Below are 15209 nucleotides of genomic sequence, written 5' to 3'. Positions count from 1 at the left end.
GCGGGCCTGGCCCGGCTGGACGGACCGGCTCGCGCTGTCCGCCCGGGTGGCCGAGCGCAACGTCTCGGCGCTCAGCGCCGGTTCCTGGATCATCCTGTTCACCGGCTTCTTCGAGCCGCTGTTCTACCTGCTGTCGATCGGCGTCGGCCTGGGCACGGCGATCGGGGACGTGACCCTGCCGGACGGTTCGGTGGTGAGCTACCCGGCGTTCGTCGCCCCCGCGATGGTCGCCTCGTACGCGATGTCCAGCGCCCTGGCCGAGACGACGTTCGTGTTCGTCGGCCGGCTGCGCTACCTGAAGGTGTACGACGCGATCCTGGCGACCCCGGTGCGGCCGGTCGAGATCGCGCTCGGCGAACTCGGCTGGGCCACCGTACGCGTGGCCCTGTACGCGGCCGGCTTCCTCGCCATCATGGTCGGGCTCGGGCACACCACCCCGGTGCGGGCGCTGGCGGCCCTCCCCGCGGCGATCCTGTCCGCGCTGGCCTTCGGCTGCCTCGGCATCCTGGCCGCCACCCTCGTACGCGACTGGCGCGACTTCGACGCCATGGGCCTGGTCCAGTTCGCGATGTTCATGTTCTCGGCGACCTTCACGCCGATCGCGGCGTACCCGGTGGCGGTGCAGTGGATCGTCCGGGCCACCCCGCTGTACCACGCGGTGACGCTGATCCGGGCGATCACGACGGGGACGGCCGGCTGGGCGCAGCTGGTCGACGCGGGCTACCTCGTCGTCATCGTGGTCCTGGGGATCGCGGTCGCGTCCCGCCGCATCGGCCGGCTGCTGTGCGCATGAGCGCCGGGCCACTCGTTGCCGGGCCGCTCTCCGAGACCGGCAAGCGCATGCACATCGTCCAGGTCGCCTACGAGGCGACGGCTTTCGACGTGCGGCTCACCCGGGGCGGTACCGCGACGATGGTCTGGGAGCTGGCCCGCGAGTACACCGCCGCCGGTCACCGCGTCTCGGTCGTCACCCCCGCCCACGGCCACGTCGACCACCTGCGCGCGCACTACGGGATCGAGGAGATCGGGTCGCCGGACGAGCACGTCGTGCCGCTCGTCCTCGACCCCGCGATCTGGCCCGCCTTCCCGGCCGAGGTTCCGCTGAGCGTGCGGACGCGGGCGTACCGGCTGCGGCGGGAGGGCGTCGACATCTACTTCCTGTCCGACGACTACACCGACCTGCTGCCGGACACGCTCTACCCGGCCAACGAGATGCAGGGCACGGATCTGGCGTACGCCAAGCCGCTCGTGTTCCAGGTCGACGCGATCCGGTTCATCGACCGGCACTTCGGCGCCGAACCGGCCGTGATCCAGTGCTACGAGCCCGCGTACGCGTACCTGCTGCCGCCGGTCATGCGCGGCCGTCCACACCGGACGACCGTCAGCACCGTCGTGGTGAACACGCGGATCGACGACGCGGTCTACCGCCCCCAGCTCGAACGCCTCTTCGAGCTCTACGCCGCCCGCGTCGACCTCGACCGCTACGCCGTCGTCGAACACGACGACCCGCTGTCGGCCGCGATGCGCGACCACTCCCGGCCGTCGTTCCTCCAGCGCGATCCCCGCGCGGACTACGTGAACTACTTCGCCATGGTCGCCGACACCTCCGACCTCGTCGACTTCGTGTCCGACGGCCAGCGCGACCACTACTCGACCTTCCGCGACGCACCCTTCGAGCGCCGCTTCCGGCAGCTGCCGGTCAGCGCCGTCATCCAGGACACCGCCGCCCGCCACTTCGTCGGCTGGTGCGCCCTGCCCGGCTGGTGGCTCGACCGCGACCCGCGCGGCGTCGACCGCGACACGACCCTCGCCGCGCTCGGCCTCGACCCCGCCCGCCCGACCTTCTACCACGCCGCCCGCCTCGCCCAGAACCACAAGGGCCAGGTCGAACTCTTCCGCGCCGTCGACGCCGTCCTGCGTACCGATCAGGAGATCAATTTCGTCGTACGCTGTGCGACCGGCGCCGCCGGCAGTACGGCGGCGGTCGGGGACGCGTACTTCGCGGAGGTGGCCGCGCGCTGGCCGCGCAACGTGCACCTCGACTGGCGCATGGCCGAGGAGGAGGTCCTGTTCGAGCACTCCGCATGCGCCGACTTCTGCCTCTTCCCGTCGAAGTTCGAGCTCGACGGCTTCCTCATCACCATGGCCGAGGCGATGGCCTGCGGCGCCGTGCCGATCGCCACCGCGCAGGAGGTGCTGAGCCACTACCGCCACACGCTGCCGGTGTCCCACCCGGACGCCACCGGGTTCGCGGTGCCGCGCTCGTTCCGCACCGACGACCGGCATCTCGCCGACCGCCTGGCCGACCGGATCCGCGAAGCGGTCGCCGTCTATCGTGCCGATCCGGCGACCTATGCCCGGCTGTCCGCCAACGCGGCCGCCCTCGCACGGACGTTCACGTGGCAGCGGTCGGCCGCCGTACGCCTCGACCACTTCGCCCGAGCCCAGGCGGGTGACGAGTTCGCGTACCCGGTCGAACGGGCACTGGACTACGGCTGGTTCGACCGGCTCGGACCCGAGCACCGCGACCGGGTGCTCGCCGCCGCTCTCGCCCGCGGGGACGTGCCCGCCTACCAACGGTTCGCGCCCGTCTCCCCGTCCATCGCGCCCGTCCTGTTCGACAACGCGTACGCGCGGGGCGACTTCGTCCACTGTGCACAAATCGAGGCGCTGGTCGACGGTGCCCGGCGGCAGAAGCTCGCCGACCGTTGCCGGATCAGCGCGACGGCCGGCGGGGTCCGGGTCGCGTACCGGCTGGAGCACGCCCAGTCGGTGGACCTCGTCGTGCCGGCCGGGTTCTCCCCCGGGACGGGCAGCGGCAACCGGTTCACGCTGCCCGTGCCCCGGACGGGACCGGAGTTCGCGATCGACCTCCCGCCCGGCCTCGCGTACGAGAATCTGATCTTCCTGGTGACCCTCGGGTCCGGACGGATCGTCTGGGATCTCGTCAGCGGGTCGGGCCCGTGTCGAGAGTCGGACCGTCCAGCGGCGGATGCCCCTCCTGGATCTTGAGCAGGTCTTCGGGGCTGATCCGCGTCCCCGGCGGCGGCTCCACGGGAGTGGCCTGCGGCGGCGCCACCGGCTCGCCGGCTCCGGCGAACGGGTTCGCGGGGGGCTCACCCGCGCCCGCGAACGGATTCGGCGCGGGGGCCTCCGGAATCGGGAGCCCTTCGGCCGCGCCCGCGAACGGGTTGGCCGCGGCCGCCGCACCCTCGGCGGCGCCGGTCTCGACGGCACCGGTCGCGACCGTGCCGGTGACGGTCTCGACGACCACGGTCCCGGCGCCCACCTCCGCGCCGGCGGTGGCCGCGGTCCCGACGCCGACGGCCGTACCACCCCCGGCAACCGCACCACCCCCGGCGATCAGCGGCCAGAGATAGATGACGCCCACCACGACAACCGCCGCGACCACCAAGACGCCGGCCGCGATCAGCCCGATCTGCCACCAGGCCGGACCGCTCTCGGCACCCGGGCCCGGCGGACCGATCCGGGTGAACGTGAAGGGCTCCTCGCAGCAGCCCAGTGACGCCGGATCGGTGTAGCGGAGAGTCAGCTTCTTGCCGTCCCGCGCGACGTCGATCGTGATCGCGGCGGCCTGCGGGTTGCCCGTGCAGTTGCCCGCCGCGTCGTAGTCGTAGAGGTTCATCGAACCGGTGAAGTGGCGGTTGTCATCGCCGTTCACGAGGATGTTCCAGCTCCAGCACGGCCCGCTGCCCGGCCGCGCGAGGTCGCCCGCGTACCGGCCGCCGGCCGTCGGGGAGAACTTGATGACGCTGCCGTGCTCGGTCTGCCACAGCCCGCCGAGCAGGTCCCCCTTCGCGTACGCCGCCGTCGGGGTGGCCAGCGCTCCGGCCAGAAGAGCCAGCAGCGCCAGCAGGAGCCGGATCGGGCGCGCGGCCGCACGGGAAGCCAGCAGCATGATCATCCTTCGTCTCGCCGCGCCCGGCACCCTCCGGTACGCGTGTCCTACCGACCGTAGTGATCCGCCCCGTCCACGGCGCATCGCACAAGCGGGCAGACGATGTGGACCGTGCGCGGCCGAACAAGGACCGCCCCGCGTACCCGGCGAAGCTGACGGCGAACTTGGACGACGCGACCGCAGATCGACGGCTGGCACAGATGGCGCGGCGTCGGGCTGGTGTGCCCGACCTGCCAGACCATCGCAGAGTCCGAAGCGTTCGACCACAACGCTTCCCGCGATCTGGAGGTCGGCGGCCGCCGGGTCGGCGACGATGAACCGTATGGCGGAGGCGACCGATCCGATGACCCGACACTGTGGAGGAATTCGGGCCGATAGCATCGCTCGTCGAGGTGATCGCAGTGACGGTGGCGGACGACGCGGTACGGCTGGCAGTGGTACGGGACGCGGATGTCGACGACGGCGAACTGGCGAAGCTCGCCCAGCTGCTGGGCGACGAGCTGCGCCGGCTGGACGTGGAGCGGGTCGCCAAGATCCCGGCCGATGAACCGGAGCGGGCCAAGGGCCTTGGCGAGGTCATCGGTGCGCTGGAGGTCCACCTCGGCGGCGTCGCGTCGCTGCTGTCGGTGCTGGCCGCGATCGGTTCGTGGGCACGGCGTACGCGGCACTCCGTCGAGATCCACGACGGCGACCGCAAGCTGATCCTGAGCAACGTGTCGGCCGAGCAGCAGGAGCGCCTCATCCAGGACTGGCTGGCCGGCCGTGCGCCCGGCGCCTGAGCTGCCGCCCGAGCGGCGGCTGGCCCTCGTGGTCGCGATCAGCGAGTACGAGGACCCTCAGCTGCGGGCGCTGCGCGCGCCGGTACGCGACGCCGCCGACCTGGCCGAGATCCTGGCCGACGCGCAGCTCGGCGGTTTCGAGGTGACCCAGGTGGTCGACGCGTCCGCCCGCGAGATGATGATCGCCTTGGAGACGTTCCTGCAGGGCACGAGCGTCAACGACCTGGTGCTGGTGTACCTGTCGTGTCACGGCCTGCTCGACGAGTCCAACCGTCTCTACTTCGCCGCCCGGGACACGGTCAAGAAGAACCTCGCGGCGACGGCCATGGAGTCGGCCAGGATCAAGCAACTGCTGGACGACTGCCGGGTGTGGCGGCAGCTCGTGATCCTCGACTGCTGCTACAGCGGCCGGTTCGTCGAAGGCAAGTCGGGCGGCGAGCCGGGGCTCCGCGAGGTCGAGATCACCAAATTGCAGACGCAGGGCCGCGGGCGGGTGGTCCTCACCGCCTCGCGATCCACCGAGTACTCGTTCGAGGGCGAGCAGGTCGCAGGGGCGCAACCCGCGGGCTCGGTGTTCACCACGGCCCTCGTCGAAGGGCTGCGGTCGGGCGACGCGGACGCCGACAACGACGGCTACGTGACGGCCGAGGAGGCCTACGCGTACGCGTACCGGCGCGTCAAGGACTTGGAAGCGAAGCAGAATCCGCAGTTCTCCGTGGCCGGCGGCGAAGGGCCGATCTCGATCATCCTGGCGCGCAGCGCCGCCGGCGTCCGCGAGCTGCCGACCCCGCCCGCCGCCGGGGAGGCGCCGGGCGTGGCGACGTTCCGGCTCGCGGCCGAGCTGACCGGGGACAGCGATCCGCTGGTGCGGGCGAGGGCCGCGATGCAAGCCGCCGCACCACAAGGCGCCGCGAGCGAGTTGGCGACCCTGCGGCGGATCAGCCGAGCCCTCGACGATCCGCACACCCTCGACACCGCCGCCAAGGACCGGCCGATCGCCGACGTCGTGACCCTCGTTGCCGCCGTACGCGCCATCGGCAAGGACGCCCACGCGGTCGGCCTGCTGAAGAAGGCCGCCGTCACCCGCCCGCCGGGCGACGTCGCGGATCTGGCCGCGGCCGTGCGAGCCGCCGGCCGCCCGAGCGACGCGGACGTCTTGCTGGCGGCGGCCGGTGGCGGCCGCCCCGCGCACGAGACGGCACTGGTGGCGCAGGCTCTGCTGCACGCGGGCGGGCCCGACGACATCACTGCGATGCTGACCTCGGCGGCCCAGGTACGCCCGCCGTCGGAGGCGGTCGAGCTGGCCGCGATGCTGCGCCTCTCCGAGCCGGCCGACCTGAACGCCTACGCGGACGCGATGCTCCGGTCGGTGGCGGTGTCCCGGACGCCCGCGGACGTCGCCGAGGTGCTTTCGCTCATCGCCACGGCCGCGCGGACGGGCGAACTGTCGGAGATGATCGACGAGTTCCGCCAACGGCCGATGTCCGACGCGGCACAACTGGTCGTGGCCCTGCGGGATCTGGACCGCGACGACGCCGCCAGCTTGATACTCGGCTGGGCCGAAACTCTGTCCTTCGAGGACTTGGCTGCGATGGTCGCGGCACTGCGGGCGGTGCCCGGCGGTGAAGAGGACGCCGAGGCGGTCCTGCGCTGGGCCGGCTGGCGGCGTACCCCCGACGTCGTCCACAAGCTCATCGGCCTGCTCCTCAAGGAGGGCCGGACCGCCGACAGCGAGGCGGTCGTCAGCGCCACCGAATCGCGGCCGGTGAACGAACTCGTCGACCTGGTGCTCGCGCTGCAGAAGGCGGGTGATTCCGTTGCGGCGTCAGACATTCTGGCGCTGGCCGCAACGCGCAGCCGATCCGACGTCCAAGCCCTCTGGCTGTGGTTGCAGCCGTCCGCCGAGCAACAGAGGGCCTTGCGTCTGAGCCCGAGCAGCACCGAGGCTCGCGCGCACACCCGTTCCACCGCCGCTCTCGGCGTACATCTGGCGGCGCGCGCCGACGCGGTGGAGCTGACCACGGAATTCGGAAGGCAGGGCGAGGCCGGGCTCGTCTTGGCGATATATGCCGGCGCGGGTCACGGCCAGCCGACCGAGGAGGTCCTTGATCTCCTGACGACCGCGACGGCGGATGTCCGCAAGGCGATCGTCGCCGGTGTCGCGGGCCGATCGGCGCAGGCCACGGCTGACCTGCTCGACCGGATCTGCCCGGCCGGCACCGAGGAGTACACCCCTGTGGGCCTGGAAATCCTGGCCGTCACCGCGAAACGCACCGAGCAGGACCTCGCCGGGATCGTCGCCGTGCTGGACGGCAAGGGACGCGAGGATCTCTGCTACGCGGTCATGAACAGAACCGCCTTCGACCGATGGACGAGAGGCAGCCGGGCGGCGGCGACGATGGCCGATGCGTCCCCGAGCGGGCGAGCCTGGATCGACGGCGTCTGGGACCTCCAGTCAAAGGAAGCACGGGCTCGCAGCCGCCAGCGGATTCCCAAGGCCGCACTGGGACTCCTCGGCGCCGCCGTCATCGCCGTCATCGCCTTCAGCGGTGGCGCGGCGTTGTCGCGCCTGCTCGTCAAGCCACACCTGGACGGCGGCGACTGGTTCGCCTTCATCGGTACCTTCATCGGTCTCACGATCATCGTGTTCATCGTCGGCGCCGTCGTCGCGGTCGCCGAACTCTTCGGCGGCGACGCCGACGTGTCGGCCGGGGTCGCCGGGGCCACGGGACTGCTCAGTCTGGCCCTCGGCTTCGTCCTCGGGTTCTTCGTCGTCGCCGTGGCGCACTGGGGTATCGACGCCCGAGCGTGGATTGCCTGGAACTTCTGAAGAGGGCGTCTGTGTTCGCGGATCGTGTGACCGCGGCCCGACCTGTATGACGTGCCACGTATGTGACGGCCGCGCCGGCGGAGCCGGCCCGGTTCTTCGAGGAGGCGCTTACTGGGACAGCTGGAACAGCTGCCGCGCCAGGCGCGTGAGGGTGACGGTCGACTCCTCGGCCGCGCCGGTGTTCCAGCGGGCCTCGGCCTGGGCCGCACTGGACAGCAGATGACGCCCGTCCGTCCAATGTCGATTGTGGCAGGCCAGCTCGACGCGCAGCCGTGCCAGGTCGCCGTTGATGCCCTGGCCGCCGTTGCGGTGTATGGCGGGCAGGATCGCCTCGTTGATGATCAGGTAGCACTGCCAGGCGGCGGTCTTGTCAGCTCGCATGGTCGCCCGCCACGGTGTCCTCCCGTGCCGGCATGAGAAGTCCGAGCTCCCGGTCGTAGCGCTGGTAGAGGACGTTGCCGCGGCCGGTCGCGGCGTCGGTGAAGAAGACGAACGGCGACTGCGCGTTCTTGAGCCGGATGATCGCCTGCGCGAGGGTCAGCGTCGGCACTTCGGCGTCCACGGTGGGCGCGCCGGTCGGGGTGATCGGCGCCCGGCCCGAGCGCGCCACCCGCAGGCCGTGCCCGAGGCGGTACACGGCCGCGTCGGCACCGGTCGCGCTGTCGGCGTACAGGTGGATGTGATGGTCGAGGTCGGCCAGGACGGCGGCGGCCTCAGGCGGCGTGAGAGTACGCAGCTCGCAGGTCTTCCGGCGGGCGATGAGCGCGGCGGCGTGCTGGCCGGCGAACGGCCGGTAGGGGCTGGACCACGTGGCCCCGCCGGCCCTGATGCGCTCGATCTGGCTGCGGAGGCGGTCGGCGGCCATGACGATCGTGGTGCGGGTGACGGTACCGGCGACCTGGACGCGGGCGTCGGTGGCGCCGACGCGCAGGTTGACCTGGACGAGGGCGTAACCGGGCCGGGCGGTGACGCGCAGCCGGGCGTCGCGCGCGGGCGGGTGGCCGCGCAGCACCTCACCGATCGTCTCCGCGGCGGCTTGCTCGTCGGCCGCGGACACGCCTCCCCTGGTCCGTACGCACAGCAGCGTCGGCCAGCGGGACGCAGGATCGTGGAGCATCGACCGCCTCCCTGACCCGTCCCCGTCTTCGGATGACGACTTGCGAATCTTAGCAAGTCATCATCTCCGGCGGAGAGGGTACGACCCCAACGTGTCGCGGCACGCGCCTCCGCCCCGGGACGGGCGCCCCGGAGGCGGTAAGGTCGGTCCAACGATCGCGGAAGGGGGAGCATGAGCAGGCCGCTCTATCAGGTCAAGGCCGAGTTCTTCAAGGCGCTCGCGCACCCGGCCCGCATCCGCGTCCTGGAGCTGCTGTCCGAGCGTGAGCACTCGGTGTCGGAGATGCTGCCAGAGGTGGGCATCGAGGCCGCCCACCTGTCCCAGCAGCTGTCGGTCCTGCGCAAGATGAACCTCGTGGTCACCCGCAAGGAAGGTTCGACCGTCTACTACTCGCTCGTCTCGCCGCAGGTGGCCGAGCTGCTCGCGGTCGCCCGGCGGATCCTCACCGAGGTCCTCGCCACGCAGGTCGGCCTGCTGGACGACCTGCGCGCCGACGCCCCCGCCGCCCGCCGCTGACCTACAGCTGGCCGGAGTAGAACCCGAACCGCGCGAGCGGCTCCGTGATCTCCCTTTCCTCGTACGCGAGATGCGACAGCAACGCGTCCGTCAGCGTATCCAGGGCGTCCTGGACGGGACCGAAGTCGTCCGGATGCCCGACGAGGTTCACCAGAGCGCGGTCGACCTCGCCGACGATGCTGTGGATGACGTGGTGCTCCTGTTCGAGCCGGTCGACCACGGGCGCCAGGCCCGGGTCGGCCCGGCGCAGGTGCGGGAAGATCGAGGCGTCCTCGATGCCGTGGTGCTGCGTCAGCATGCCGCAGTACGCCGCGCAGTACGCCCCGAGCGTCCAGTTGTTCTGCCGGATCGCCATCTCGTTGACGGCCTGCCGGGCGCGGCCGACGTCGACGGCGCCGTCGCGTACCTGCTGGAGGAGGTCGCGCAGCTGGGCAAGCTCGGCTCGCAGGTGATCATGCACCTCCACGAGGTGGGCACCGGCGGCCTTGGCCCGGTCCGAGTAGACCTGGCCCTCGGGAGCGGCCGGTGCTGTCGGGCGGTCCGACTCGTCCCACGGTTGCCGGGAGCTCAGCCGCTCGGTCGGCGGCGCCGTCACCGCCACGATCTCCGGTCGCGACTCGGGTTCCGAGGTGGGCGGCGCGGGCTTCTGCTCGGCGGCGACCAGTTCACGGACGGCCGGGGCGACCTCTTCGGCGTACCGCTGGATGGTGGTGGGGTCGTCGCCCATCATGATGAAGCCGCTGATGCCGTAGTCCAGCGCGATGCCGGCGAGGTCCTCGGCCCAGCTGTCGGGCGGCCCGGCGAGCAGGCCGGTGGCCCGCTGGGTGAACTGGCCGCCGATGTTGAGCAGCCGCCGGATGTTCGCCGGGTCGCGGCCGGCCGTCTGCGCGGCGTCGTCGATGTGCTTGTTCATCTCGGCGAGGTCGGCCGGGCCGCCGGACAGGTAGGGCAGGCTGGGCAGCCAGCCGTCGGCCGCGGCCCCGATCAGGCGCAGCATCCGCGGCTTGTACGCGCCGACCCAGATGCCCATGTCGTGGGCGGGCGCCGGACCGCGCTTGGCTCCGGTCGCACGATGGTACCGGCCGTCGACGCGTACGCCGCCGCGCTGGTCGGCCGCCCAGATCTCGCGGATGATCGTGATCGCCTCGGCGAGCGCGTCGACGGACTGGCCCGGGGTGAGCCGCCGGCCGCCGGCGGCCTCGATCGCGTCCCAGAAGCCGCCCGCGCCGATCCCCAGCTCGACCCGGCCGCCGCTGAGCAGGTCGAGGCTGGCGGCGCTGCGCGCGATGACGACGGGCTGGCGCAGCGGCAGGTTGAGCACGTTGGCGGACAGGGTGATCCGCTCGGTGACGGCCGCCACGTAGGACATCAGGGTCCAGGTGTCGAGGAACGCCGGCTGGTAGGGATGATCCTGGAAGGTGACGAGGTCCAGGCCGGCCTGTTCGGCCAGCTGCGCGAGCCGGACCACGGTACGCGGCTGCTGCGCGGACGGCGTGACGAAGCTTCCGAAGATCAGGTCCATGCGGTCGAGCATAGCTCAAAGTTGAACGTTCAACTTCACCGGGGCGCCACGAGCGGGATGGCGATCGTGGTGATCCACGCCGGCGGCGTCGGCCCCGCCCCCAGCAGCCCCGCCACCACCCGCGTACGCCCCGGCGCCCGGTCCGGCCACGGCGTGTAGCCGTCGGTCAGCACGACGACGATGTCGGGTACGGCCGGGACCTCGATCGCCGCCGCGATCCCGACCCGCATGTCGGTGCCGCCGCCACCGGCGAGGACGACTTCGCCGAGGGTGGCGACCCGGCGTACCACGTGCACGGCCGCGTCGCAGGACAGGACGGTGACGCGGTTGCCGCCGATGCCGACCGCGCGCAGCACGCCGCCGATCTCCGCGAGGGCGACGCCGAGTTCGTCCTCGCCCATCGAGCCGGACGTGTCGACGACGACGGCGACCCGCGGGATGGGCTGGCGCAGCCGGGGCAGGACGGTGCCGGGCAGCGCCACCGAGCGGCGCGAGGGACGCTGGTAGGTGTAGTCGACCGCGCCGCTGGCCCACGCGACCGCCTCGCGGATCGCACCGGTGAACGCGCGCCGCCAGTCCACCACCGGCTCCAGCACCGTCTGCGCCCACCGCTCCCAGCCGGCCGGCAGGTCGCCACGGCTCTTCGCGGCCTGGCGGATCGCTGCGGCGGTGGCGCGCCGGATGCTGGCGGCCTCCGGGTCGCTGACGGCGGGCGCGTCGGCGTTGCCCGCGTGGAGATCCCACGGCCGGGGCAGGCCGTGCGCGCCCGAGCCGCAGTCGTAGTGGTGCTCGGTGGGCGGCACCATCGGCAGGTACGCCTCGAACAGCAGTCCGGTCGGCAGCCCGAGGCCGGCCGGGTCGACCCGGTCGGCGGGCAGCGGCAGGCCGTCCGCCAGCAGGTCGTCGTTGATCTCCAGGTCCTGGGCGACGTTGAGCCGGCGGCGGTCGTGCCGGTCCACCTCGGGCAGCCGGTCGGCCCGGCCGTGGTGGTCGCGCAGCAGGTGCGCCGCCTCGTGGATCCACACCGCGGCCAGCTCGTCGACGGGCGTGCGGTCGACGAACGCCGGCGACACGTAGCAGCGCCAGTGCCGGTCGACGCCCATCGTCGGGATCCGGTGGTCCTCGACGACGGTCAGGCTGTAGAGGGCCGTGGCGAAATACGGCCGGTCGCCGGCCGCCCGGAACCGCGCCGCGAGCAGCTTGGTCCGGTCGAGCGCCGGCAGCCGCACGGGCTCCTCGTCCGGCGAAGGCGGCTCGGGAGATTCGGTCACCGCAGCCGGCCGGACAGGCGCAGCACGTCGACGAAAGCGTCCACTGTGGGCGGAACCGTCCAGTCGGGCTGGCGCATGGCGGCGAGGTCCATCGCCGCCCGCGCCGCCACGTCCGGTACGCCGGCCTTGGCGGCTTGCGCCAGCACCACCCACGCGGCCTCCCAGCGCTGCCGGGTGGTGCGGCTCTGCACGGCCGACACGATGGCGGTCAGGCAGGCCAGCTGGCGGTCGCCGCGCTTGGGCAGCTGGAAGTCGTCCGGCCGGGCGAGGACGCGTTCCGGGTCGGGCAGGTCCAGCTGGTCGATGTACGTGAGGAACTCCAGTCCCGCGCCGTCGCCGACCGCGCCGACGACCGTCAGCGCGAGCGCCTCCTGGGACGCGCCGGCGGCGTACTGGACGGCGACCAGGCGCAGCACCATCTCCCAGGTACGCGGCGACGGCCACGCCCCGCCCCGGCCCTCGGCGTCGGTGGGCAGGTGGTGCGCCAGACCCGGCCGGGCGGTGAGGAAACCGGCGATGATGCCGCGCGCCCGGGCCGTCGCGTTCGCCACCCGGCCCGGATCGACCACGGGCACCTGTACGCCGGGCCACGTCCCCGCGAGCCCGCGCGCCACCACGGCCGGGTCGTGCGTCCACTGCAGATGGACGAAACGGTTGGCCAGCGGCGGGCTCAGGTGCCAGCCGTCGGCGGCACTCGCGGGCGGGTTCGCGGCGGCCACGATGCGTACCGTGTCGGGCAGCTGGAGACTGCCGACGTGCCGTTCGAGGACCACCCGCAGCAGGGCGGCCTGCACGGCCGGCGGCGCCGAGGACAGCTCGTCGAAGAACACCAGCCCGGTGCCGCGCTTCGCGAGGCGTACGGCCCAGTCGGGCGGGGCCATCGGGATGCCGTTCGCGGCCGGGTCCTCGCCGACGATCGGCAGCCCGGCGAAGTCGCTCGGCTCGTGCACACTGGCGATGACGGTCTCCAGCGGTTCGCCGAGACCGTCCGCGAGCTGCCGCAGCGTCGCCGACTTGCCGATGCCGGGCTCGCCCCACAGCAGCACCGGCAGGTTCGCGCCGACCGCCAGCGCGAGTGCCTCGACCTTCGGATCGGGCACCGGCTCGGTACGCCACGCGCGTACCGCCGCCAGCAGGGTGTCGGCCGCCGCCAGCGGAGAGGTCATCGGTACACGCTCGCAATCGCCTGGATGTCGCCGGGAACTTCGAGGGCGGGCCGGGTACGCGTCCCGGCGTAGATCACGCGGCGCATCCGGCGCGGCACTCCCCCACGCAGGCCCAGGTACGCCAGGGTCGGGTGGTCCTCGGCGGCTTCCATGAGCAGCCGCGTACCCCAGCCCCGGATGCCGGTCGTGCGCAGGTCCAGTTTGCGCAGCCGGGAGCCGGGCAGGGCGGCCGCGAGGTGGCCCGCGCCCTCGTCGCCGACGACGTTGCCGGTCGCGCCGAGCGCCCGCTCCGACGGCGGCCGGGCCAGGTCCAGGGCCGTCCACGCGCCCAGGTGCCGGGCGAGCGCGGCCACGCCGGCGGGGCCGATCCCGTTGCCGCCCAACCCGAACGTCATCGGTACGCCGTCCGCCGCCGCCGCGAGCGCGGCCACGCCCTCGTCGCCGAGATGGTTGCAGGCCAGGTACAGCTCCCGGATTCCCGCGTCGTGCACCAGCCTCGCGAGCGCGGGCACCGCGCCGGGCCCGAAGCCGTTGCCGCCGAGGAACAGCCGCTGCAGGCGTACCGGCCGGGCGGCGAGGGTGTCGGCCAGCCGGTTCAGCCCCGCGGTGCTGAGGCCGACGTTGACCAGATCCAGCGTACGCAGGGTGGTGTTGGCCAGCAGGGCGACGCAGAGCCGCGCCACGCCCTCGTCGCCGACCGGATTGCGCTTGAGCCACAGTGCCCGGACGGTGCCGTCGGTCGCGAGCCGCTCGGCCAGCGAGCGGACGCCGTCGGCGTCGATCCGGTTGCAGCCCAGGTAGAGCGTCTCCAGATGGTGTCCGGGGGTGAGCGCGTCGGCGACCGCCTGGGCCCCGGTCGCGCCGAGGTTGTTGGTGCCCAGCAGCAGATGCCGGACGAGCGGAGAAGCGGCGGCGGTGCTCGCCAGCCGGGCCGCCATCACCGGGCCGACGCCCTGCTTGCACAGGTCGAGGCGGCCGTCGGGCTGGATCGTCCCGCGCGGGAACTCCTCCGGCCCGACCGCTCCGTCCGCTGTGGACGGAGCTGCGCCGCCGGTGGCGGTCAGCCGGTCGAGCAGCGCGTCGAAGTCCGCGGGGTCGGCCAGGGCACGCTCCGGATCGGTGATGACCGGGCAGCGTACGGGGGTCGGAATGGGGTTCTCGGTCACAGCCTCAGCATCTCCAGCATCGCCTGGGGCAGGCGCTCGTCGGTCTTGCCGGCCCAGCGCTCGCCCGGCCGTCGCCCGGACAGGTCGCGTACCAGTGGATCCGCGCCCGCGGCGAGGAGCGCGGCGACCGCGGGCAGGGACACGGCCAGCGCGGCGCGGTGCAGCGGCGCCTCGCCCTGCTTGTTGCGCCGGTGGACGCCGAGGCCGGCGGCGAGCAGCCGGGGCAGCACGGCGTCGACGTCCAGCGTGCCCAGGTAGTGCAGCAGGGTGCTGCCGCCCGGCCCGGCGGCCGCGACGTCGAAGCCCGCGTCGAGCTGCCGCAGCACCTCGCCGGTCCGGCCCTCGTCGGCCAGCCGGAAGAACGCGTTGCGTTGCAGCTTCAGGTGCTTGGGCAGCCGCCCGTCGGCGGTACGCCACCGCCAGACGGTCTCCGCGCACCCTGGGAGCAGGGGCCCGCCCAGTCCGCGCAGCACGTGCTCCCGCTCGATCTCGGCGTCGGAGTGCCGGGGCGTCAGCAGCCGTCCGTCGCCGATGCGGACCTCGTGCCAGGCCGCGCCGAGGCAGCGTACGCGTATCCACGGCCACTGCTCCACGGCGCGCACCCTCCTTCGTCGGCGAGAGCGGGGCCGGCCGGATTCGCACCGGCGTCCTCACGGTTGTATGCCGGGCGCGACGACTTCTGCGCTACGGCCCCGCTCGAACCGGCATTCTATGGGTGCGGCCCGACATTCGCGGGGGTGGGACCGCGGGGGGTGGGGTCGGCCGGATTCGCACCGGCGTCCTCGAGGATTATGAGTCCCCGCGCGACGACTTCTGCGCTACGACCCCACCGGACGAAAGCCTAGGCCCTTTGCACGACGGCAACGGCCAACCGCCCGGCTGGTCGGTCGAAATGGCAGCCGTATGACATCGCCATCCACGTC

The 15209-nt window shown here is 72.8% G+C and carries 13 protein-coding genes and 2 tRNA genes; 5 read left to right on the top strand and 10 right to left on the bottom strand.

Annotated elements, in window-relative coordinates; genetic code table 11:
• The first annotated feature begins 34 nt into the window (after positions 1–34).
• Complete coding sequence (locus tag G401_RS0108070) at positions 35–793, top strand: ABC transporter permease (protein WP_051366429.1); 759 nt, start codon at positions 35–37, stop codon at positions 791–793.
• Positions 790–3012, top strand: a complete 2223-nt coding sequence (locus G401_RS44265; RefSeq protein ID WP_157545454.1) for a glycosyltransferase — start codon at positions 790–792, stop codon at positions 3010–3012. Before G401_RS0108070 ends, G401_RS44265 begins: the two co-directional genes overlap by 4 nt.
• Here G401_RS44265 and G401_RS0108060 read toward each other — a convergent pair.
• The gene (locus G401_RS0108060) at positions 2948–3919 is read right to left on the bottom strand and encodes a hypothetical protein (protein WP_157545452.1); all 972 of its coding nucleotides are present in this window, start codon (positions 3917–3919) and stop codon (positions 2948–2950) included. The genes G401_RS44265 and G401_RS0108060 overlap by 65 nt on opposite strands.
• A 401-nt stretch (positions 3920–4320) precedes the next feature.
• On the opposite strand from G401_RS0108060, the gene G401_RS0108055 reads away from it, so the two are divergent.
• Both G401_RS0108055 and G401_RS52460 read left to right on the top strand, forming a co-directional pair.
• Positions 4321–4698 carry an effector-associated constant component EACC1 gene (locus G401_RS0108055; RefSeq protein ID WP_157545450.1) on the top strand — a complete coding sequence of 126 codons (378 nt, stop codon included), beginning with the start codon at positions 4321–4323 and terminating at the stop codon, positions 4696–4698.
• Positions 4682–7528: a caspase family protein gene (locus G401_RS52460; RefSeq protein WP_027342092.1), complete on the top strand. Its 2847-nt coding sequence runs from the start codon at positions 4682–4684 to the stop codon at positions 7526–7528. Before G401_RS0108055 ends, G401_RS52460 begins: the two co-directional genes overlap by 17 nt.
• Before the next feature lie 108 nt (positions 7529–7636).
• On the opposite strand, the gene G401_RS0108045 is transcribed toward G401_RS52460, so the two are convergent.
• Both G401_RS0108045 and G401_RS44255 read right to left on the bottom strand, forming a co-directional pair.
• Complete coding sequence (locus G401_RS0108045; RefSeq protein WP_027342091.1) at positions 7637–7909, bottom strand: hypothetical protein; 273 nt, start codon at positions 7907–7909, stop codon at positions 7637–7639.
• Entirely contained in the window at positions 7899–8645 is a 747-nt protein-coding gene (locus G401_RS44255; protein ID WP_084556945.1) for a sigma 54 modulation/S30EA ribosomal C-terminal domain-containing protein, read from the bottom strand. The genes G401_RS0108045 and G401_RS44255 overlap by 11 nt, the downstream gene beginning before the upstream one ends.
• A 171-nt stretch (positions 8646–8816) precedes the next feature.
• On the opposite strand from G401_RS44255, the gene G401_RS0108035 reads away from it, so the two are divergent.
• Complete coding sequence (locus G401_RS0108035; RefSeq protein WP_027342090.1) at positions 8817–9161, top strand: ArsR/SmtB family transcription factor; 345 nt, start codon at positions 8817–8819, stop codon at positions 9159–9161.
• 1 nt (position 9162) lies between these two features.
• On the opposite strand, the gene G401_RS0108030 is transcribed toward G401_RS0108035, so the two are convergent.
• The 7 genes from G401_RS0108030 to G401_RS0108000 form a co-directional block, all read right to left on the bottom strand.
• Positions 9163–10683 carry an LLM class flavin-dependent oxidoreductase gene (locus G401_RS0108030; protein WP_245601655.1) on the bottom strand — a complete coding sequence of 507 codons (1521 nt, stop codon included), beginning with the start codon at positions 10681–10683 and terminating at the stop codon, positions 9163–9165.
• Positions 10684–10718: 35 nt separating this feature from the next.
• Positions 10719–11954 carry a vWA domain-containing protein gene (locus G401_RS0108025; protein ID WP_245601654.1) on the bottom strand — a complete coding sequence of 412 codons (1236 nt, stop codon included), beginning with the start codon at positions 11952–11954 and terminating at the stop codon, positions 10719–10721.
• Complete coding sequence (locus tag G401_RS0108020) at positions 11951–13120, bottom strand: AAA family ATPase (RefSeq protein WP_027342087.1); 1170 nt, start codon at positions 13118–13120, stop codon at positions 11951–11953. Before G401_RS0108020 ends, G401_RS0108025 begins: the two co-directional genes overlap by 4 nt.
• Positions 13117–14286 carry a leucine-rich repeat domain-containing protein gene (locus G401_RS0108015; protein ID WP_027342086.1) on the bottom strand — a complete coding sequence of 390 codons (1170 nt, stop codon included), beginning with the start codon at positions 14284–14286 and terminating at the stop codon, positions 13117–13119. Before G401_RS0108015 ends, G401_RS0108020 begins: the two co-directional genes overlap by 4 nt.
• Positions 14283–14879, bottom strand: coding sequence for a hypothetical protein (locus G401_RS0108010; protein ID WP_027342085.1), 597 nt, complete (start codon positions 14877–14879; stop codon positions 14283–14285). Before G401_RS0108010 ends, G401_RS0108015 begins: the two co-directional genes overlap by 4 nt.
• A 28-nt stretch (positions 14880–14907) precedes the next feature.
• A tRNA-Val gene (locus tag G401_RS0108005) sits at positions 14908–14980 on the bottom strand.
• Between the two features lie 59 nt (positions 14981–15039).
• Positions 15040–15114: transfer RNA gene (locus G401_RS0108000), tRNA-Met, on the bottom strand.
• Positions 15115–15209 lie beyond the last annotated feature (95 nt).

This window comes from Hamadaea tsunoensis DSM 44101, assembly GCF_000428945.1.
GTDB lineage: Bacteria > Actinomycetota > Actinomycetes > Mycobacteriales > Micromonosporaceae > Hamadaea > Hamadaea tsunoensis.
The sequence above is the reverse complement of the archived record's forward strand: the minus strand, read 5'-3'. Positions and strand labels throughout refer to the sequence as shown.